This is a genomic window from Mycobacterium sp. MS1601 (genome assembly GCF_001984215.1).
GTDB lineage: Bacteria > Actinomycetota > Actinomycetes > Mycobacteriales > Mycobacteriaceae > Mycobacterium.
The window spans coordinates 2,444,392-2,464,565 of record NZ_CP019420.1 but is presented as its reverse complement, the minus strand read 5'-3'; the positions used below and the strand labels follow the sequence as shown (position 1 = coordinate 2,464,565).

The following is a 20,174-nucleotide window of genomic DNA, read 5'->3' as shown; positions in this document are numbered from 1 at the left end:
CAAAGTGTTCGTCCGCCACCTCGGCTTGCGCGATTTCCGCTCCTGGGAGACTGTCGACCTGGATCTCGAACCGGGACGCACGGTCTTCATCGGTCCGAATGGCCACGGCAAAACCAATCTGGTTGAGGCGCTGTGGTACTCGTCGACCTTGAATTCGCATCGAGTCGCAACCGACGCGCCGCTGATCCGGTCAGGTGCCGGACGCGCACTGGTATCGACAATCGTGGTGAACGAGGGTCGGGAACTGGCGGTGGATCTGGAGATCGCGGCCGGCCGGGCGAACAAGGCCCGGCTCAACCGGTCCCCTGTTCGGAGCCCACGTGAAGTGCTCGGTGTCTTGCATGCAGTTCTGTTCGCACCGGAAGATCTGGCGCTGGTTCGCGGCGACCCCAGTGAACGACGCCGGTATCTCGATGACCTGGCAACGGTGCGGAGACCCCGAATAGCTGCTGTCCGTACAGATTACGACAAAGTGCTCAAGCAGCGAACAGCTCTGCTGAAAACCGCTACCGGCGGTCGGTATCGCAGAGACAGTTCGGTGCTGGACACCCTCGATGTCTGGGACGGGCATCTGGCAGCGCATGGTGCTGAGCTGATCGCCGCCCGGCTGCAGCTTGTCGCGGCATTGGGACCCGAAGTCGAGAAGGCGTACCAGGTGCTGGCGCCGCCGTCGCGGCCCGCGTCGATCAACTACCGGAGTTCGGTGGAGCAGGTGCGAGAAGTTGGTGCCGCCGAGGATGTCGAGTTCCTGGAGGCGGCGCTGCTGGACGCACTGGCCCGGCGCCGTGATGCCGAACTCGAACGAGGTGTCTGCCTGGTGGGTCCGCACCGCGATGATCTGGAGCTCTGGCTGGGGGAACAGCCAGCGAAAGGTTATGCCAGCCACGGAGAATCGTGGTCCATGGCCTTGGCGCTGCGGCTGGCGTCCTATGAGCTGCTGCGCCAAGAGAGCAGTGACCCGGTGTTGCTTCTCGACGATGTCTTCGCCGAACTGGACAATGCGCGCCGTCGGGCGCTGGCTGCCGTGGCTGCCTCGGCAGAGCAGGTTCTGGTCACCGCCGCCGTGGAAGAGGATGTACCGGCAGAGTGGGATGTCCGACGGATCCGTGTTGATCTGCAAGAATCCGATCACGGACGAATTTCGGTGGTGACATCATGACGAACGAGAACTCGTTCGATTCCGAGGACGGCCCCGTCAAACCTCCCCCGCATCTGGCCCATCTGTCGGGGATGGATCTGGTTCGGCGCACTCTGGAAGAGGCCCGCGGTGCGGCCAGGAGTCAGGGTAAGGACACCGGCCGCGGTGGCCGCTCCCCCGCGCCGAAGCGCGTCGGCGGCGCTCGCAGCAGGCGGGCCTGGTCGGGTCCGGGTCCGGACCGACGTGATCCGCAGACGCTCGCCGCCGCGGTCCGCGATCTTGCGGCCACACGCGGCTGGAACAAGCAGGTGGCCGAGGGCGCAGTTTTCGGACAGTGGAACACGGTGGTCGGCGAACAGATCGCTTCCCACGCCACGCCGACGTCGCTGCGCGACGGAGTGCTCAGTGTGTCCGCCGAGTCCACCGCCTGGGCGACGCAGTTGCGGATGGTCCAGTCACAACTGCTGGCCAAGATCGCCGCCGCCGTGGGCGACGGTGTGGTGACGTCGATGAAGATCACCGGACCCACAGCTCCGTCGTGGCGCAAGGGCCCCCGACACATCGCCGGGCGTGGTCCCCGCGACACCTACGGTTGAGGCTCTGCATCTTATCGGCTGAGAGGCGCAAGAAGCGCGGAATCTCACGTGGAAGCCCTCGTGAGGCACCTATATCCAAAAAATCTTGCGCACGGCTCAACTAGCTGGCTGGAAACGCGCCCTGAGCTCCAGTCCTGTCTGCAGCAAGCGGTAGAATCGCAAGGTAATACCTGCAGCGGTGCTCGGCCGCGCATGCACAACCCCAAGGAGACGCGTCCAACGTGGCTGCCCAAGACCAGTACGGTGCCGATTCGATCAAGGTTCTCGAAGGACTCGAGGCAGTTCGGAAACGGCCCGGCATGTATATCGGTTCCACGGGCGAGCGAGGTCTGCACCACCTGATCTGGGAGGTCGTCGACAACGCGGTGGACGAGGCCATGGCCGGCTTCGCCACCAAGGTCGACGTCCGGATCCTCGAAGACGGTGGCGTCGAGGTCGCCGATGACGGCCGTGGCATTCCGGTCGCCATGCACTCCACTGGTATCCCGACCATCGACGTCGTCATGACGGTCCTGCACGCCGGCGGCAAATTCGAGGAAGGTGCCTACCAGGTCTCCGGCGGCCTGCACGGCGTGGGTGTCTCCGTCGTCAACGCGCTGTCCACGCGGCTGGAAGCCGATGTCCGCAAGGACGGCTACGAATGGTTTCAGACCTATGACCGCTCCGTGCCGGGAACCTTGAGGCAGGGCGGCAAGACCCGCGAATCCGGCACCACCATTCGATTCTGGGCCGACCCTGACATCTTCGAAACCACCACCTATGACTTCGAGACCGTGGCACGCCGACTGCAGGAGATGGCCTTCCTCAACAAGGGTCTGACCATCAACCTCAGTGACGAGCGGGTGACCGCGGTCGAGGTGGTCGACGAAGTGGTGAGCGACACCGCGGAAGCCCCGAAGTCAGCGGAGGAGAAGGCCGCCGAATCAACTGCGCCGCACAAGATCAAGAAGCGCACCTTCCACTACCCGGGTGGTCTGGTGGATTTCGTCAAGCACATCAACCGCACCAAGACCGCGATCCAGGCCAGTGTCATCGACTTCGACGGCAAGGGACCTGGTCACGAGGTCGAGATTGCGATGCAGTGGAACGCAGGCTACTCGGAGTCCGTGCACACTTTCGCCAACACCATCAACACCCACGAAGGTGGCACGCACGAAGAAGGGTTCCGCGCCGCACTCACCACCGTGGTGAACAAGTACGCCAAAGACAAGAAACTGCTCAAGGACAAGGATCCCAACCTCACCGGCGACGATATCCGCGAAGGCCTGGCCGCGGTCATCTCGGTGAAGGTGTCTCAGCCCCAGTTCGAAGGGCAGACGAAGACCAAACTGGGTAACACCGAGGTCAAGTCGTTTGTGCAGAAGATCTGCAACGAGGAACTGCAGCACTGGTTCGACGCGAATCCGGCCGAAGCCAAGATCGTGGTCAACAAGGCGGTCTCCTCGGCGCAGGCCCGGATGGCTGCGCGCAAAGCCCGAGAGCTGGTGCGGCGCAAGAGTGCCACCGATCTGGGCGGCCTGCCTGGCAAGCTGGCCGACTGCCGCTCCACCGATCCCAGCAAGTCCGAACTGTATGTGGTGGAGGGTGATTCCGCCGGCGGCTCGGCCAAGAGCGGCCGTGACTCGATGTTCCAGGCGATCCTGCCGTTGCGCGGCAAGATCATCAACGTGGAGAAGGCCCGCATCGACCGGGTGCTGAAGAACACCGAAGTCCAGGCCATCATCACCGCTTTGGGCACCGGTATCCACGACGAGTTCGACATTGCCCGGCTGCGCTATCACAAGATCGTGCTGATGGCTGATGCCGACGTTGACGGCCAACACATTTCGACGCTGCTGCTGACACTGCTGTTCAGGTTCATGCGCCCGCTGATCGAGAACGGACACGTGTTCTTGGCCCAGCCGCCGCTGTACAAGCTGAAATGGCAACGTAGCGAGCCGGAGTTCGCGTACTCAGACCGCGAGCGCGACGGCCTTCTCGAAACCGGGCGCGCCGCGGGTAAGAAGATCAACGCCGACGACGGTATCCAGCGGTACAAGGGTCTGGGCGAAATGGATGCCAAGGAGCTGTGGGAAACCACCATGGACCCCTCGGTGCGGGTGCTGCGTCAGATCACTCTCGACGACGCCGCGGCCGCCGACGAACTGTTCTCCATCCTGATGGGTGAGGACGTCGAAGCACGTCGCAGCTTTATCACCCGCAATGCCAAAGACGTTCGCTTCCTTGATGTTTAACCCTGAGGATCAATTGAATGACTGACACCATGCCGCCGGAAGGCGAAGCCGGCGACCGTATCGAACCGGTTGACATCCAGCAGGAGATGCAGCGCAGCTACATCGACTACGCCATGAGCGTCATCGTCGGTCGTGCGCTGCCGGAGGTCCGCGACGGCCTCAAGCCGGTGCACCGCCGAGTGCTCTACGCGATGTACGACTCGGGGTTCCGTCCTGACCGTGGCCACGCGAAATCCGCACGCTCGGTTGCCGAGACGATGGGTAACTACCATCCCCACGGCGACTCGTCGATCTACGACACCCTGGTCCGGATGGCGCAGCCGTGGTCACTGCGCTATCCGCTGGTGGACGGACAGGGCAACTTCGGCTCGCCGGGCAACGATCCGCCGGCCGCCATGCGATACACCGAAGCGCGGCTCACTCCCCTGGCCATGGAGATGCTGCGTGAAATCGACGAGGAGACAGTCGATTTCATCCCGAACTATGACGGCCGGGTGCAGGAGCCCACGGTCCTGCCGAGCCGGTTCCCCAACCTGCTCGCAAATGGTTCCGGCGGTATCGCCGTCGGTATGGCCACCAACATCCCGCCGCACAACCTGCGGGAGCTGGCCGAAGCCGTCTACTGGTGCCTGGAGAACCACGAGGCCGACGAAGAGGCCACGTTGGCGGCGGTGATGGAACGGGTCAAGGGTCCCGACTTCCCCACGCACGGACTGATTGTCGGCTCGTCGGGCATCAACGACACCTACAACACCGGCCGCGGCTCCATTCGCATGCGCGGCGTCGTCGAGATCGAGGAAGACAGCAAGGGCCGCACTTCCCTTGTCATCACCGAACTTCCGTATCAGGTCAACCACGACAACTTCATCACGTCCATCGCGGAGCAGGTCCGCGACGCCAAGCTGACCGGCATCTCGAACATCGAGGACCAGTCCAGTGACCGTGTCGGTCTGCGCATCGTCGTCGAGCTGAAACGTGACGCCGTGGCCAAGGTGGTGCTGAACAACCTCTACAAGCACACCCAGCTGCAGACCAGCTTCGGCGCGAACATGCTGTCCATCGTCGACGGGGTGCCGCGCACCCTGCGGCTGGACCAGATGATCCGTCTGTACGTGGCCCATCAGCTCGATGTCATCAACCGGCGCACCCGGTACCGGTTGCGCAAGGCCAACGAGCGGGCCCACATCCTGCGTGGTTTGGTCAAGGCGCTCGACGCACTCGACGAAGTGATCGCCTTGATCCGGGCGTCGGCCAGTGCGGACGTGGCGCGCACCGGCTTGATGGAACTGCTGGATGTCGACGAGATCCAGGCCCAGGCCATCCTCGACATGCAGCTGCGCCGCCTGGCTGCCCTCGAACGTCAGCGCATCGTCGACGATCTGGCCAAGATCGAAGCCGAGATCGCCGACCTCGAGGACATCCTGGCCAAGCCGGAGCGCCAGCGTGCCATCGTCCGTGACGAACTCAAGGAGATCGCCGACAAGTACGGCGACGACCGTCGTACCCGGATCATCGCCGCCGACGGTGACGTCACCGACGAGGACCTGATCCAGCGCGAGGACGTCGTAGTCACCATCACCGAGACGGGGTACGCCAAGCGCACCAAGACCGACCTCTATCGCAGCCAGAAGCGCGGCGGTAAGGGTGTGCAGGGTGCGGGGCTCAAGCAGGACGACATCGTCGCGCACTTCTTCGTGTGCTCGACGCACGACTGGATCCTGTTCTTCACCACGCAGGGCCGGGTCTACCGGGCCAAGGCCTACGACCTTCCGGAGATGTCGCGCACGGCACGAGGCCAGCACGTGGCGAACCTGCTGGCGTTCCAGCCCGAGGAGCGCATCGCCCAGGTCATCCAGATCAAGAGCTACCAAGATGCGCCCTATCTGGTACTGGCCACCCGCAACGGTCTGGTCAAGAAGTCCAAGCTCGAAGACTTCGACTCCAACCGCTCCGGGGGCATCGTCGCGGTGAACCTGCGCGACGGCGACGAACTGGTGGGCGCGGTGCTGTGCTCTGCCGAGGATGACCTGCTGCTGGTTTCGGCCAACGGTCAGTCGATCCGCTTCTCGGCAACCGATGAGGCGCTACGACCGATGGGTCGTGCCACCTCCGGTGTCCAGGGCATGCGGTTCAACGACGACGATCGCCTGTTGTCGCTGAATGTCGTGGTCGAAGGAACGTATCTGCTGGTCGCGACGGCCGGTGGTTACGCCAAGCGCACCGCCATCGACGAGTACACCGTGCAGGGTCGTGGCGGCAAAGGCATCCTCACCATCCAGTACGACCGTAAGCGTGGCAGTCTGGTCGGTGCATTGATCGTCGATGACGAGACGGAGTTGTATGCCATCACCTCGGGCGGCGGGATCATCCGGACCGCGGCCCGCCAGGTTCGCAAGGCGGGGCGTCAGACCAAGGGCGTTCGCTTGATGAACCTGGGTGACGGCGACACACTGTTGGCGATCGCGCGCAATGCCGAGGATTCCGACTCAGAGGAACTCGAGAACAACGAGGAACTCGAAGCCGGCACCGGCAACGAGCCCGAGGCCTGATCGTCCGCGCACTAGGAGCACAGTGAGTTCACCGAAGGACCCGGGTCACGCCGCACCCGGGGATAGTCCCGCCAACGGACACGGGGGCGAGCGGACGGGAGCGGGCGCCAGGCCCGCCTCGCCGCCCGCCCGCGTGGGTGAGGGCGGCGAGGTACCGCCGTGGCAGCGTGGGGCCGGCCGGCCCCAGCAGTCCGGCCCGGCCCGGCCCGTCGAATCCCAGCGTCCGTCCGCCCCGCCTGAGCGACCAACCCGCTACCTGGCGGGTACGGCTGCCCCTGGCGCCCAGGCACCGACAGATGCCACCAAGGAATACGCCAGCGAGCTGCCGGACCTCTCCGCGGCAGCCCCGCGGCCGCAGCAGCAGCGCAAGCCGGCCGAGGCGCCGTCGGCGCAACGCTCCGGCGGCGGACGTGTCCAGGTGGCCCCCCGCACCAAGGATGGTCCGGTGCGCGCCAGCATGCAGATCCGCCGAGTGGACCCGTGGAGCGCGATGAAGGTGTCGCTGCTGCTGTCCGTCGCGCTGTTCTTCGTGTGGATGATCGCTGTCGCGGTGCTGTACCTGGTGCTCGGCGGTATGGGCGTGTGGACGAAGCTCAACAGCAACGTCGGTGACCTGCTGACCAGCACCAGCGGCAGCACCGGTGGTGAACTGGTTTCCAGTGGCACCATTTTCGGCGGGGCTTTGCTGATCGGGTTGGTGAACATCGTCTTGCTGACCGCGCTGGCCACGGTGGGGGCGTTCATCTACAACGTCACCACCGACATCGTCGGCGGCGTGGAAGTCACCTTGGCTGACCGGGACTGACACCGTTTTGGTCGGGATGGCATCGGTGCGGTAATCTCGCTGCTCGGTCGCAGAAGAGTACGGGCCTATAGCTCAGGCGGTTAGAGCGCTTCGCTGATAACGAAGAGGTCGGAGGTTCGAGTCCTCCTAGGCCCACCAGAGCTCACGGACGGCCAACAGGAGGAGTGCACCGTGAAACGGATGCTTGTCCTGTTGGCGGTCGTCAGCGTGGGCTTGGCGGTGATCCGGTCCCGTCGCGGTGTCGAGGTCTGGCACAGCGTCGATGACACCACCTCCGATACGGGGCCTTAGCTCAGTTGGTAGAGCGCTGCCTTTGCAAGGCAGATGTCAGGAGTTCGAATCTCCTAGGCTCCACAAAGATTCAAGACGGGCGACTGTCTTCCAGCATCGTCCGGCAGGTGGCCACCGCAGCGTGGACCACGGCGGTGTACCCCGTGCAGCGGCACAGATGACCCACCAGTAGTTCCCGCACCTGGTGCTCGTCCAGGCACTGCCCCTGCGCGACCGCACCGCGAATCGCCCACGACAAGGTCACGACCATGCCCGGCGAGCAAAACCCGCATTGCACTGCTCCTGCGGCGGCCATGGATTCGATCAGCTGTATCAGTGCGGTGGTCCGGGCGGTGCGTACCGCCGCTCCCGCCGCCGCTGCCTTGGGCACGATGCACGCCGGTGTGGGTCTGCCGTCGAGCAGCACCGTGCACGCACCGCAGTGGCCGGTGCCGCAACCGTGGGGCACGTCCACTCCCCCGGCCTCCAGCGCATCCCACAGGCTGTGGGTGCCCGTCTGAGGCAGCGGCACGCTGGTGCCGTCGACGTCGAAGGCGGTCATCGGGCGGTGGTGCCGGTGTGGAGGTCGTGATGCACCCGCCGGGCGAGTTCCGTGATGGTGTCGAGCCCGCGCTGATCATCGGCCCGTAGCTGGATAAACCTTTCCCGGACCGCACCGATGAAGTCCGCGCATGGGCCGTCGGCGCCGCCGGCCACCGGATAGGGCCGGCCACCTGGTGTGACCACCAGCGCGGCCCCGCAGCCGTTGCCCACAGCTGCGCACAACCCGAGTTCGATTCTGCTGACGCGCGACCGTGGGGACACGCGGTGAAAGCTGATCCGGTCCGGACGCCGCAGCCGGATCGCCGTCGCCAATTGCCCTTCGCCGGCGCCGTCGCCGATCACGTCGGCCACTGGCAGCGACTGTCCGGACGTGGTCTGGACGCGACCGTCCACCGCGGTCAACAGCGGTCCGAGTTCGGCGGGGCTCAACCGTGACACCGCGTTGCCCACCACCGTCGCGCGTGCACGCACAGCGGCGGTGGCGAACCAACCGGGGCCTTCGCGGCCGAACCACGGGATCAACGACGGATTGTCGATGGTGACCATGGCGCCCAGCTGCAGCTGCGTCGAGGTGTCATGGACGGCATCGATGTCGGGGATGTCGCGGAGATGAACCAGGAACGCAGGTCTGGACCCGGTGGTGTTGAGCCACGGCTGAACCGCCGTGCCACCGGAGACCACCACCGCCCCGCACACGGAGGCGTATTCGACAGCGGTAGCCCAGTCGGTGGGATGCAGGTCGACGGTCATCGCGGTGCGCCCGCCGCGGGCGCACCGCGCCACAGCGGAATGCCTGCGTGCTCCAGCATCGTGGCAGAACGCACCGCCGCCGCCACAGCTGCGGGTGACGACACCAGCGGGCCTTCACCGATTCCCTTTGCGCCATAAGCCAACTCGGGGTGGGGTACCTCGAGTAGCACCGCGCGTACATCAGGGACGTCCGCTGCGGTCGGAATCAGGTAGTCACCGAATCCGGTGGTTGTCTGGATTCCGTCGCCATCAATCCTGCATTCCTCCCACAGTGCGAAGCCGATCCCCTGAACGGTGCCCCCGATCAACTGTCCGCGTACGGCCACCGGGTCGAGGGCACGCCCGCAGTCCTGTACACAGATGGCCTGAACCACCGCCGGTTGTCCGGTGTCGAGGTCGACGTCGACGGTCATCCGGTGGCCGACGATCTGAAAAGCCTTGTGCGGGTGGTGAGCCGTGGTGGGCGGGCCGTCGAAGGTGCATTGCCGGCGCAGGGTGCGGTCACCGAGATAGGCGGACAGCTGTGTGGGCGTCCAGCCCGGGCCCAGGGCGGCATCGAGTTCACGACGGACCTCGGCGGCGGCGCGGTGTGCGGCCCCGCCGCTGGCCATGGTCTGCCTGCTGGCCTTGCTGCCGCCGGCGGTGGGAAACGAGGTGGGCATCGCGGTCACCGTCACCGGGAGTCCCGGCAGTTGCGCCCCGACGATGCGCCGCAACACATCGGTCACGCCCTGCCCCACCTCGGCTGCGGAGGATTCGACGGTGACGCCTGTTGCGGTCACGACCACTGCGGCGGTGGCTGGGTCGGATTTGCCGTGGCCCAGGCCGGCGCTCTTGATTCCCAACGCGATCCCGATGCCGCGGCGACGGTGTGGCTCCGGGGGTGTGTGCGGTGGCGGAGCGGCCCATGCCGCCGTGAGGACATCGCGCGGATCGGCACAGCCGTCGAGGGGCTGTCCGGTGATGGCCAGGGGCTCACCGGGATACAGCAGATTGCGGTGCCGCAGTTCGGTGGGATGCTGGCCCAGTTCGGCGGCGGCGGCGTCCACGGTGGATTCGATGAGGAAGCAGGCCTGGGTGGCCCCGAAGCCGCGCATGGCTCCCGCAGGTGGATTGTTGGTGTACACCGCCCGGGTGTGGACGTCCACCGCTGCGAAGCGGTACATGCCCGCGCTGAAGTCGTGCACGATGGCCGACACCGGTGTCGAGGTGGACGCGTACGCGCCTCCGTCCAGGACGGTATTGACCGTCAGCGACACGAACTCTCCGGTGGGACGACACGTGAGTTCGACATCGCTGACCATGGGGTGACGGCTGGGATGGCCGGCCAAAGATTCCCGGCGGCTGTAGTGCATCCGGACGGGCCGGCCCGTGCGCAGGGCGGCAAGCACCAGGTGCGCCTGCAGGGTGATGTCCTCACGGCCACCGAAGGCACCGCCGATTCCACTGTTGTGGATGACGAGACGGCCCGGGTCGAGTCCCAGCGCACGGGTCACCTGAGCGTGGTCGCTGTGCAGGTCTTGGGAGGCGATGGTGAGGTGCACCGTACCGTCCGGGTGGGGAACGGCGACGCCGGCCTCGGGGGCCAGAAACGCGGCGTCTTGGCGCCCGGTGCTCCACCGGCGGGTGATCACGACCTCGCCGCGACCCGATCCGCGGGTGGTGCGATGTTCGGCGATTACATTGTGCTCTGACCCGACCAGCGGCGCATGCGGTGATGTCGCGAGCTCGGGATCCAGCAGGGGGCGGGTCGGAAGGTAGGTGACATCGAGGCGGCGCGCCATTTCGTGTGCAGCTGTGGAGGTTTCGGCGATCACCACCGCCACGGCCTCACCGTGGTGGCGCACCACACCGTCGGCGAGAACGGGTTGATCTGCGGTCTTGGACCCCAGCCGCCGCCCTGGGATGTCCGCCCCGGTCAACACCAGTACGGCGCCGTCGACGGCCAGCGCCGATGTGGAGTCCACGCCGCGCAGCACCGCACTGGCGACGGTGCTGCGGACCGTGACGGCGTGCAGTTCACCGTCGGCGTGCACGGCGGTGGCATAGGCGAATTCACCGGTCAGCTTGGCCAATGCGTCCGATCGGGGTGCGGGCACCCCGATCGGTGCGGGAACTCCGGTCACCGCGCGGCCGGCAGCACAGGCGGTTGCGGCTGGTACTCCTCACTGGTGAACTCCGATACCGGTGTCGGCTGCGCCAGGCCTGCGTCCACCAGGACCTTCTGAGTCTCCTCCACACCGTCCACGGAGAAGGAGCCGAAGCCGTGCTCTCGGGAGTAGGAGCCGGTGTAGGCGTCGAAGTAGGCGTCCATGCTGAACTTCAGCGCCGCCGGATCCACCTCGGGGCACTTCTCGACCAGTCGCTGGTAGGACTCGTCGTAGTTGTCCTGGACGAACTTGGCGGCTTCCGCCCAGCCGGTGACGAATCCCATTGCTGCGTCCGGGCTTTCACTGAGGAAGTCGTTGTTGGCGACGATGGTGTGGCCGTAGGTGGGCACGGATTCCTGCATGGGCAGCACGGTGAGGCCGGGTCGCCGGTCCATGATGCCCTTGGTGCCGGCTGTCGGGTAGAAGACGACGAGTGCGTCGATGTCGCCGTTGAGGAACTCTGCTTCGGAGGCGTCGTCACGAGGCACCACCTGCACCGCATCACCATCGATGCCGGTGGCGGTGACGAATGCGTCCCACACCGCACCTTCGAACTGGTCGGTCTGCACCGCCAGTGTGTGTCCCTCGAGGTCCTTGGGGGTCTTGATCGAAGGGTCCGCGAGGATGGTGACCGGTCCGACGGTGGCGGCCGCTCCGATGATGGTCAGCGGCATGCCCTGTCCGGCACCGATCACCACGGGCGGTGCGGACAGGATGCCCAAGTCGAACTCGCGGGCCGCCACCAGGGGCACGGTGTCACTGCCGCCCTGCCCGCGGTCGTAGGTGAGATCGACCCCGTTCTTCTCGAAGATGCCTTGGCTGATGCCCTCGTCCACCACTGCCCAGTCACCGGAGCAGGTCCATTCGAACGCCATTTTGACCGGGGTGGCACCGGTTTCGGAGGCGGTGGTGGCCGGCTCGTCGCCGGAGGACGAACAGGCACCGACGACGAGCGTCGCGCACACGGACAGCAGCGCGATGACGGGTCGTTGACGAGCGAAGCCGGGCATGAGATCTCCTTGACGATCGGTGGAATGACTTGCGGTTACGGCGTGTGAGGGCTCAGCGCACGACGGTCTTCCAGGGGACGAGCATCCGCTCGGCGAAGACACACGTGTTGAAGAAGACGATTCCGAGCAGGCAGGACAGCAGCGCCAGGACGAACACCATGGGAGTGTTCAGCTGTGCGCTGTACACCGTGATGAGATATCCCAATCCTTCTCGCGCTCCGATGAATTCACCGAGCAGAGCACCCACCACGGCCCCGGGCGCGGACACCCGGAACGACGAGAACAGGTAGGGCAGGCAGTTGGGGATCCGGATCCGGAACAGGATCGACAGTTCACTGGCGTTGGCCAGCTTCATCATGTTGATCAGATCGTGGTCCACCGAGGTCAAACCATGGGCCACGTCGACGATGATGGGGAAGATCGCGATGAGACACGAGCAGATGATGATCGGAACACCGGTGCGACCGAACCAGATGATCAGCAGCGGGGCGATGGCGACGGTGGGCATCACCCGGATGATGTTGAGAAAGGGATAGGCAACCTGCTCGAAGAGCTCACTGCGGGCGATCAACACCGCGAGCAGCACACCGATGACGATGGCCGCGGCGAATCCGAGCAGCGACAACTTCGTGGTGGCCCACAGTCCGCCCAGCAGCAGGCCCGGCGCGCTCGTGAAGGCGTCCACGATGTCGGTCGGGGCCGGCAGCACGTAGGTCGGGATCTCGAGCCAGCCGACGATGCCTTGCCACAGCAGCAGTGCCACGCCAACCGCGAGCCAGGAGCGGCAGGCGCGGAGTGCCGCCATCAGCCGTCGTTGCCGCTGTGGTGGCGGGATGACGGCACGGACAGGGGCGGAGGTCTGGACCGCCGTCATCGATGTGTCTCCAATGCGGTGCGGATGCGGTGCTGAATGTCGATGAACTCGGGGGTGTCTTTGAAGTCGCTGCGTCGCGGTCGCGGTTGATCGACGGAGATGAAGTCGGTGACGCGGCCGGGGTGTGCGGCCATCACCACGATGTGGTCGGACAGGAACACCGCCTCGGTGATGGAGTGTGTCACCAGGACGATGGAGGTTTCCGTGGTCCCCCAGATGCGCAGCAGTTCGGTGTGCATCTCATCGCGGGTGATCTCGTCCAGCGCGCCGAACGGTTCATCCATCAAGAGGACCTGGGGCTGCATCATCAAGGCACGTGCCAACGACACGCGCTGCCGTTGTCCGCCGGAAAGCTGCCGGGGGTAACGGTTTTCGTACCCTTTGAGACCGACGAGCTCGAGCTGTTCCCTGGCTGTCTTGGTGGGTGCGGGCCGGTGGCCGCGCGCGACCTGTGAGGGTAGCCGGACGTTGCCTTCGGCGGTCCGCCACGGCGCCAGCACCGGATCCTGGAACACCATGCTGAGCAGGCCGGATTTCCGGGCCGCGTCGGGCGATTGGCCCAGGATGGCGAGTTCGCCCTGTACCGAGGCATCGGGCAGCAACCCGGCGATGGCACGCAGGACGGTGGACTTGCCGCAACCGGAATGCCCGACGATCGACACGATCTCGCGGGGCCGGACGGTCAGATCGACGCCCTCCACCGCGACCACGGCCTGGTCCCCGCGGCCGAAGACGATGCAGAGGTCCTTGAGCCGCACGCGATCGGGTTCAGCCGCGAGGGTGGGGGTCGTTGCGTGGGAGGACGGCGCGGCGGCAGGGCTGAGACGTTGGGCCATCAGGTGCTCACTTCGCTTGTTGGCGCCGGTGAGTGGCGGGGGAACTCACAGCGGCAGTTTGCATGTTGTATCCACAGTGAAGTAAACGGACCGTCTTTTACGAACGATGGCGCAGCAGGTTTCCGACATGTTTCCAGCCTGCAGGGGGTGAGGGGCGAAGTGGGTCATCGGCTGTTGGATCCCTTGTGCGGGGCGCCGACGGCAAACACCAACCCCGGACCCGCGCCCTTGTGGAGACTGTCGAGCGTCTGGATCACCGACCACGCCGTGATCAGAGACGTTCGCCCGCCTGACTTTTCGTCGACGGCATTGCGGAACTCGAATTCGTAGGCGCCGATCGACGACGACCACCGGATGAGGTGGCGTGTCCCGGTGGCCGACGGGTCCGCGATGACTGTCACCAACAACCGGTCCAGCCCCACGGTGGCGTACGCCAGTGCCACCGAGGAGTTGGAGGTGAGCGGGAACCGTTTGGCGGCCTCTCGAGCCGAACCGCGGAACATCTCGACGGGCTCACTGAGCTGCTGCGCCAGGCCGAAAGCGGCGGAATTCTTGATGGTGACGTGTTCCACCTCGGCAGAGTCGGAATCGCGGCGCGCCGCCGCGGCGAGGATGTCGAACCCACCGATCGCCCCGGGCGGCAACACGATTCGGCCCTGCCGCGGAGAGTCGGCCAGGATGTCGTCGTCGGCCAGTGCTGCGCACGAACAGGCCACGAGGTCGGTTCCGGCGGCCAGTGCCAACGGAATCAACGTACGGGCGACCGCAGCAGTGGCGGCTTCGACCACGATGTCACTGTCTGAGACCAACGCGCGCACCTGCGGTGCGCCGGTGCTGCTGTCGGCGGTCCCGAGCAGGGTGCAGCCGGCAACGTCCCCCGCGGCCAGCGCCGAGGCGACGACACTGCCGATGGTGCCGCGGCCGATCACCGCGACTGTCGTCATATCGCCACCGCCGCGCCGTCCCACCGCGGATCGGCACCGGCCACGCAGCCCGGGAAACCTCGACCGACCACCGTGTGTCCCGATCGCGCGCTGAGTTGTGGCATGTCGCGACCCTCGAGCCGATCGGTGCCGTCAGCCGCGAGTTCCCAGCGCGGTGCGCACAGCGCGGCGCCGATGGCGTGCTCGGGCCGGTGGGCCGGGGCACCCATGAGATGGCCCAGCACCTGCATGTTCCACGGCAGCTGCTGGCGGCCACCGGGAGTACCGCCGAGCAGCCAGCCTTCGCCGAAGCGGATTCCCCACGCGTGCAGAGTCGTCGGCGGCCGTCGACCGGGTACCGGGCTGTCGGGGTGCTCCGGGGCGAAGGTGAATCCGCGGCCGGCCCGGTTGGACAGGATGAGGTCGAAGCCGTCGACCACCAGGCCGCTGCCGTACTGGGGAAACGACAGTGAGTGCACCATCACCACGGCGTTGCCTGCGGCGTCGACGGCCGCAACGGTCGACGTTCCCTCGTCATTGGTCCGCGCGGACAGTGCCCGGCGCGCATCGTGGGAGCCCAGTGTGGAGGGGTCGAGGCCGGCGAGGACGGAGGTCAGGGAAGGGCCGAAGGTGGGGGCATTGGTGGCCCACACCGGCCCGCAGTGTGTTTCGACGCTGTGCGCCGGCTCGTCCACCGGTTGTACCGACAGCAGGTCCACGGCACTCAGCGGCCCGCCGTGGCGCTCGACGGTCTTCAGCGTCGCCGTCCCGACCGGGCCGCCGAACAGCGCCTCCCGGCAGAGCGCGAACTCTTCGAGGGCGTCGGCCAGCCCCGGCAGCCGGACGATGTCGCCTTCGGCGTGCGGCGCCTGAAGCGGCGCGTAGACACAGCCGTTCGGCTGGTATTCGCGCAGCAGCGCCCGGGATTCCTGCGCCAACAGGGTGTTCATCGATGACCACCAGATGCCCCGGCGCGCGAGCTCGATAGCCGGGGCGGCCAAGCGCGCCAATGGCATCGACGCCAGCTCGGCCACCCGGGCGTAACCGGCCGGGGCGCCGGGCACCCCTACCGACAGGGGCCCGGTCAACGGGGTCGGCCAACCGGCCGACGCGGCCGCGTCGTAGAGACCGCGCGCGGCACCGCCGACCGAGACGAGGGACCGAGGTGCCGAGGAGCCGGAGGTGAGATAGAGCGCCACCACATCACCGGCGAGCCCGCACTTCGAGGGCAGGGCCACCGTCTCGGCGAGCGCGGCGGACAGCACGGCGTCGAAGGCGTTACCGCCGTCGGCCAGTGCGCGGGCTCCAATCGCCGCCGCGGTGCGCGACCCGGCCGCCACTGCGCCACCGGAGCCGACGGCGGTGGCCCGCCGGGCGAGGATCTCCACCGGCGCCTCAGGCCTCGATCTGGCTGGGGCCGTAATGGCGCAACTCGATGATGTGGCCGTCGGGATCCTGCACGTAGACCAGGTCGGCGGGACCGTGGGCGCCCCAGCGGCGGTAGGGGCCGTCGATGTTCTCGAATGCACCAGACGTCGCCAGCGCCACCAGATCGACGGGGTCGATGTCGATGGCGAAGTGCGACATGTTGGTCCCGGTGGCCGGCTTACGGGGGTCCAGATCGATGATGTTCCCGGGGCATACCTCCACTGACGGGAACGGCACGGTGCCGGCCAGGAATTCGTCGAGGCGGTGCACCAGGAATCCGAACTTCTCGACATACCAGTTCACCGACGCGACCGGATCCGCCACTCGGAGCACGATGTGATCGAACTGCTTGGCCGCCACCAGCCCCTTGCCGGTTGCTGCGATATGGCTGTAGGAAGTAGTCACACGGGCTTTTGTATCCAAAGATTGTTACGACCCAGGACGGAGCAAATTACCAGGAGGTTTCAACCGGCCCGCCACGCTCGGACACCCGGTAATGTCACTCCGACAACGGACTGGGTGCCTATTGGTATCCAACAGCCAAACAGATTGAGGTAGACGGCATGTCATCGGTGGGAAGCCGACATCGATCGCTTCGTGATGAGACGGTCGACGAGCTGCGGCGCCTGATCCTCGACGGAGAACTGGCGCCCGGCGAGCGCCTCAACGAGTTCAATATTTCCGATCGTCTCGGGGTCTCGCGATTTCCGGTTCGTGAGGCGTTCCGCCGCCTGGAGGCCGAGGGCCTGGTGGAGTCGATGCCCCGCCGCGGCGTGCGCGTGGTCCAGCTCGACCAGCACGAACTCGATGTGGTGCGCGAAATGCGAATCGCGTTGGAGTCCATCGCGGTGCGCCACACCGTCGGTAGGCTCGACGAGACGCTGCGAAGCGCCCTGGTCGACCTTCTCGAAGAAGGACAGCGTGTGTCCGAATCCGGCGAGGTCGAGGATCTGGACGAACTCAACGACAGGTTCCACAGCCTCCTCGGTGAGGCCAGCGGGTCGCGCTTCCTGGCGGATACCTTGCGCGCGGTGCGCAATCAATCGCGTCACCTGGTCGGCGGGAAGAGTTCGGCCGTCGGCCATTCTTGGGAAGAGCACGCGGCGATCATCAGGGCGATCCTCGATGCCGATGACGAGCTGGCGGTGATGTTGATGCGTCGACACCTGCAGAGCCGGCACGCCAACCAGGGCGGCACGCATTCCCCCGATGAGGCCGAATCCGCCGACGCCTGAGCGGGCGGATCAGGCGACGTCTGTGAAGCGGAAGAACTGTCGTCCTGGGCGCAGTTCGGTGGACTGCCCGCGGTAGCGGTGTGCCGCAACGGTGAAGCCGTCTTCGGCGTCGTGCCGCGCAGTGATCCGCTGAAAGTCGGCGGCCTCGAACAGCACCGGAATCTCTGCGGCTTCGGTCAACCGCGGACCGTAACACGACCACACCACCACAGCGCCCGGCCGGCACAGGGCGGTCAGGCTATCCACGGTGCTGCGCGCGTCGATGAGGTCGATGTTGGCGAAGACACCGCCGAGCAGCACCAGATCCGCCGGACCCGAGCTCAGGTAGGTGTCGGTGTTGCCGGCGTCGGCCTGCACCACGTCGATGTCCACCAGCCCGGTACTGCCGATGGCGCCGAGCAGGAACGCCGCATTGAGTTCGTCACGCTCGACGAACATCGCGGAGATATCTTGTCCGCGTGGATGATTGATCAGGATCGGAAGAAGATCACGGGCCTGTCCGGCGCACATGCTGATGGCACGCAGTGCTCCGGGGGGTGCCATGTCCAATGCCTGGGTCAGCGTCTCCTGTACCACCTGGAGACGGCGGGTCGCCACCGTCTCCAGGTCGTCGTAGTCGTTGTGCCACGAATACCACCGCGGCGAGGTCATCATCTGGTGGCGTCGAGCGTGATGCGCTGCAGCCGGTCGTTGGCGGTGCCCTCGATGACGCAGGCGAGTTGGCGTGCGTTGAGCGCGGCCATCCCCTCGAGTGACTTGCCAGCGACGTGCTCGGCCTCGAATGCGGCCATGGACTCGAACCGCGCTTCGAGCACCATGTGATGGAGGCCGCCGAACGCGGGTGCCCAGATGTCGTACGGGGTCAGCCCGGCCGCGATCCGTAGGGCGTTCTTCTCCTTCTCCGCAGCGACGAACTCCGGCAGTGCGCCGAACTTGAGGTTGCGCAGGATCTGGTGGCGATAGCTCATGTGTGTTCTCTCAGGGGGTCTGCATGTGTGGGACGGCCACCCAGCCCTTGTCGAAGGGGGTGGTGAAGAAGTTGTGCACCCGCATGTGCGAGATCAGCCACTGGCCGTCGACGCGGCGGAAGTCGTTGTCGTAGGAGCCGGCGATCCACAGCGGCTGGTCACCGCGGTACGTGCAGGCCTGGAAGTACATGAACTGTCCGCGGGCGGTGTCGCCGTCCAGCTGCACCGCGGGATTGGTGACGAAGTGCGCGGAGAACGGCATCCGGTCGACGTTGCGGTCGAACTTCGTCACCAGCGCCGGCCGGCCTACGGCGGCCCAGTCGGGATTGCCGTGCGGTCCGACGCTCTGCCACCGGCCGTCCTCGGTGAACAGCCGAGCCACTTTGGCGCCCTTGTCGTGCTCGGCGTCGGTGGCGGCCATGTAGCTCACCATGAGCGCGGTGATCGCCTCTTTGCTCTCCAGGACGTCCAGACGGGTCAGCATGCTCGCGAGTTGGCTTGGGGACAAGGCAGTTTCAGGCATCGAGGAGAGCCTTTCGGTAGCGTTCGATGAGCCACTGGTTGAGCTGCGGGATGTTGGACTCCATCCAGGACAGCGGGCCGCGCGGGGCGTAACGCGAGCCGAGGCCTTGCTGCAGGGCCGCCGTGGTGACCGCGTCCTGATGGATGGCGAGTCTCTTTCGCTCCAGGAACTTTTCGTACGCCAGCATGAATCCGGGTTCCTCGACCGCCGACTTCGGGTAGAGGTTGACCCGCCGCAGGTCGAAGGAACCCGGTCCGGTGGGGTGCAGCATCGTCAGCTGGACGAAGGTGGGTTGCAGGATGCTGAACAGCATCGGTGGAATGGAGGCGAACATCACCCGCTTGCGTTGCTCATCGGTGAGGCCGGGGATGATCGGCGTGGTGCGCTTACCGTCGGTGCTTGCCAGGCCGGCGTTCTCGTCGAGCAGATAGGTGGGGTGCATGACCTGGCCGTCGCCCGGGTTGAACTCGTAGAACCGCGCGTTCTTGGCCGGGGCCGCCTCGTGAACGCCGCGGTGAACATAGCTGGTGTGGTACGGCTCCAAAGCGTTGTCGTGGTGGATCTTCCAGTTCCACTGCTGGTTGGGGAAGATCTGGGCCGGCAGCGCGACGAGCTCGGCCAGGCCGAAGGTGGACAGTTCCTCGTCCATCCGGGCCACCGTGGGCGCCAGCGCTGCCGCGTTGTCGTCGAAGTTGATGAAGATCAGGCCGTGGAAGACCTCGCACCGGATCTGCGGCAGCTGGATGGTCTCCCGGAGTTGTTTCACCGGAACGGTTTCCGTCATCGAGGGTGCTGCGACCAATCGGCCGTCGAGTCCGAACTGCCAGTTGTGGTACGGGCACACCATGCGGCGGGAGTTGACGCACCCCTGGTGATCGCGGCCCTCGGCGGCCAGGCCCCCGAACAGCGGTTGCCCGCGGTGCTGACACACCGCCGACATGGCACGCACATCGCCGGAGAGATCGCGCAGCACCACAATCGGCTCGCCGACGATGGTCAGTGGCAGCTGGTCGCCGGGCTGCGGGATCTCTCCGACGTGGCCCACGCACAACCATTCGCGGCCGAAGATGGCCTCTTTCTCGAATTCCCAGAAGTCCTGATTGGTGTAGACCTCCGGCGGCAGCAGCCGGGCGGTGGCCACAGGATCGGTGCAGCCGTCGACGTCATTGAGTACCCGTCGCGCGGCGGCGAGTGCTCGGGGGTTGATGGTGGCCGACAAACGCGTCTCCTCCCTGGGATGTTGTATCCAAACCTAGAAGGCAACTGTTACCAGTCGATGACGCAGCGTGACGGAGAGAAGAAATGTCCAGTTCGTGCAGTG

The 20,174-nt window shown here is 66.0% G+C and carries 19 protein-coding genes and 2 tRNA genes; 8 read left to right on the top strand and 13 right to left on the bottom strand.

The features are described 5' to 3' along the window. Positions 1 to 4: 4 nt before the first annotated feature. The 7 genes from recF to BVC93_RS12020 all read left to right on the top strand — a co-directional run bounded on the left by recF (position 5) and on the right by BVC93_RS12020 (position 7,676). Positions 5 to 1,159, top strand: a complete 1,155-nt coding sequence (recF, locus tag BVC93_RS12050) for a DNA replication/repair protein RecF (protein WP_083737453.1) — start codon at positions 5 to 7, stop codon at positions 1,157 to 1,159. Next, the gene (locus tag BVC93_RS12045) at positions 1,156 to 1,734 is read left to right on the top strand and encodes a DUF721 family protein (RefSeq protein ID WP_083737452.1); all 579 of its coding nucleotides are present in this window, start codon (positions 1,156 to 1,158) and stop codon (positions 1,732 to 1,734) included. Before recF ends, BVC93_RS12045 begins: the two co-directional genes overlap by 4 nt. Positions 1,735 to 1,904: 170 nt before the next feature. Further along, positions 1,905 to 3,968 (top strand): DNA topoisomerase (ATP-hydrolyzing) subunit B, encoded by a 2,064-nt coding sequence (gene gyrB / locus BVC93_RS12040; RefSeq protein WP_442929079.1) that lies wholly within the window; start codon positions 1,905 to 1,907, stop codon positions 3,966 to 3,968. 17 nt (positions 3,969 to 3,985) lie between these two features. Then, positions 3,986 to 6,517: a DNA gyrase subunit A gene (gene gyrA / locus BVC93_RS12035; protein WP_083737448.1), complete on the top strand. Its 2,532-nt coding sequence runs from the start codon at positions 3,986 to 3,988 to the stop codon at positions 6,515 to 6,517. A 22-nt stretch (positions 6,518 to 6,539) separates the two neighbouring features. Further along, positions 6,540 to 7,322: a DUF3566 domain-containing protein gene (locus BVC93_RS12030; protein ID WP_083737446.1), complete on the top strand. Its 783-nt coding sequence runs from the start codon at positions 6,540 to 6,542 to the stop codon at positions 7,320 to 7,322. Between the two features lie 61 nt (positions 7,323 to 7,383). Further along, positions 7,384 to 7,460, top strand: a tRNA-Ile gene (locus BVC93_RS12025). 143 nt (positions 7,461 to 7,603) lie between these two features. Then, positions 7,604 to 7,676: transfer RNA gene (locus BVC93_RS12020), tRNA-Ala, on the top strand. A gap of 7 nt (positions 7,677 to 7,683) precedes the next feature. On the opposite strand, the gene BVC93_RS12015 is transcribed toward BVC93_RS12020, so the two are convergent. The 9 genes from BVC93_RS12015 to BVC93_RS33065 all read right to left on the bottom strand — a co-directional run bounded on the left by BVC93_RS12015 (position 7,684) and on the right by BVC93_RS33065 (position 16,532). Then, complete coding sequence (locus tag BVC93_RS12015) at positions 7,684 to 8,154, bottom strand: 2Fe-2S iron-sulfur cluster-binding protein (protein WP_083737444.1); 471 nt, start codon at positions 8,152 to 8,154, stop codon at positions 7,684 to 7,686. After that, positions 8,151 to 8,906, bottom strand: a complete 756-nt coding sequence (locus tag BVC93_RS12010) for an FAD binding domain-containing protein (protein ID WP_157516880.1) — start codon at positions 8,904 to 8,906, stop codon at positions 8,151 to 8,153. Before BVC93_RS12010 ends, BVC93_RS12015 begins: the two co-directional genes overlap by 4 nt. After that, positions 8,903 to 11,032 carry a xanthine dehydrogenase family protein molybdopterin-binding subunit gene (locus BVC93_RS12005; protein WP_083737440.1) on the bottom strand — a complete coding sequence of 710 codons (2,130 nt, stop codon included), beginning with the start codon at positions 11,030 to 11,032 and terminating at the stop codon, positions 8,903 to 8,905. Before BVC93_RS12005 ends, BVC93_RS12010 begins: the two co-directional genes overlap by 4 nt. Beyond that, on the bottom strand, positions 11,029 to 12,066 hold the full coding sequence (locus tag BVC93_RS12000; protein WP_083737438.1) for an ABC transporter substrate-binding protein: 1,038 nt from the start codon (positions 12,064 to 12,066) through the stop codon (positions 11,029 to 11,031). Before BVC93_RS12000 ends, BVC93_RS12005 begins: the two co-directional genes overlap by 4 nt. Before the next feature lie 52 nt (positions 12,067 to 12,118). Beyond that, positions 12,119 to 12,940 carry an ABC transporter permease gene (locus tag BVC93_RS11995; RefSeq protein ID WP_083737437.1) on the bottom strand — a complete coding sequence of 274 codons (822 nt, stop codon included), beginning with the start codon at positions 12,938 to 12,940 and terminating at the stop codon, positions 12,119 to 12,121. Further along, the gene (locus tag BVC93_RS11990; protein ID WP_083737436.1) at positions 12,937 to 13,776 is read right to left on the bottom strand and encodes an ABC transporter ATP-binding protein; all 840 of its coding nucleotides are present in this window, start codon (positions 13,774 to 13,776) and stop codon (positions 12,937 to 12,939) included. The genes BVC93_RS11995 and BVC93_RS11990 overlap by 4 nt, the downstream gene beginning before the upstream one ends. Before the next feature lie 164 nt (positions 13,777 to 13,940). After that, positions 13,941 to 14,720, bottom strand: coding sequence for an aspartate dehydrogenase domain-containing protein (locus BVC93_RS11985; RefSeq protein WP_083737434.1), 780 nt, complete (start codon positions 14,718 to 14,720; stop codon positions 13,941 to 13,943). Continuing rightward, complete coding sequence (locus BVC93_RS11980) at positions 14,717 to 16,087, bottom strand: gamma-glutamyltransferase (RefSeq protein WP_192860278.1); 1,371 nt, start codon at positions 16,085 to 16,087, stop codon at positions 14,717 to 14,719. The genes BVC93_RS11985 and BVC93_RS11980 overlap by 4 nt, the downstream gene beginning before the upstream one ends. A 7-nt stretch (positions 16,088 to 16,094) precedes the next feature. Further along, complete coding sequence (locus BVC93_RS33065; RefSeq protein WP_157516879.1) at positions 16,095 to 16,532, bottom strand: VOC family protein; 438 nt, start codon at positions 16,530 to 16,532, stop codon at positions 16,095 to 16,097. Positions 16,533 to 16,690: 158 nt separating this feature from the next. Between BVC93_RS33065 and BVC93_RS11975 the strand changes: the two genes are divergently transcribed. Further along, positions 16,691 to 17,362, top strand: coding sequence for a GntR family transcriptional regulator (locus BVC93_RS11975; RefSeq protein WP_083737430.1), 672 nt, complete (start codon positions 16,691 to 16,693; stop codon positions 17,360 to 17,362). 9 nt (positions 17,363 to 17,371) lie between these two features. Here BVC93_RS11975 and BVC93_RS11970 read toward each other — a convergent pair whose 3' ends face one another. Genes BVC93_RS11970 through BVC93_RS11955 form a run of 4 tightly spaced genes read right to left on the bottom strand, consistent with a single transcriptional unit; the run spans position 17,372 to position 20,072 of the window. After that, positions 17,372 to 18,016 carry a hypothetical protein gene (locus BVC93_RS11970; protein ID WP_206780397.1) on the bottom strand — a complete coding sequence of 215 codons (645 nt, stop codon included), beginning with the start codon at positions 18,014 to 18,016 and terminating at the stop codon, positions 17,372 to 17,374. Continuing rightward, positions 18,013 to 18,330: a hypothetical protein gene (locus tag BVC93_RS11965; RefSeq protein WP_083737426.1), complete on the bottom strand. Its 318-nt coding sequence runs from the start codon at positions 18,328 to 18,330 to the stop codon at positions 18,013 to 18,015. The genes BVC93_RS11970 and BVC93_RS11965 overlap by 4 nt, the downstream gene beginning before the upstream one ends. 10 nt (positions 18,331 to 18,340) lie before the next feature. After that, on the bottom strand, positions 18,341 to 18,814 hold the full coding sequence (locus BVC93_RS11960) for a nuclear transport factor 2 family protein (RefSeq protein WP_192860277.1): 474 nt from the start codon (positions 18,812 to 18,814) through the stop codon (positions 18,341 to 18,343). A 31-nt stretch (positions 18,815 to 18,845) separates the two neighbouring features. Further along, entirely contained in the window at positions 18,846 to 20,072 is a 1,227-nt protein-coding gene (locus BVC93_RS11955) for an aromatic ring-hydroxylating oxygenase subunit alpha (protein ID WP_083737422.1), read from the bottom strand. Positions 20,073 to 20,174 lie beyond the last annotated feature (102 nt).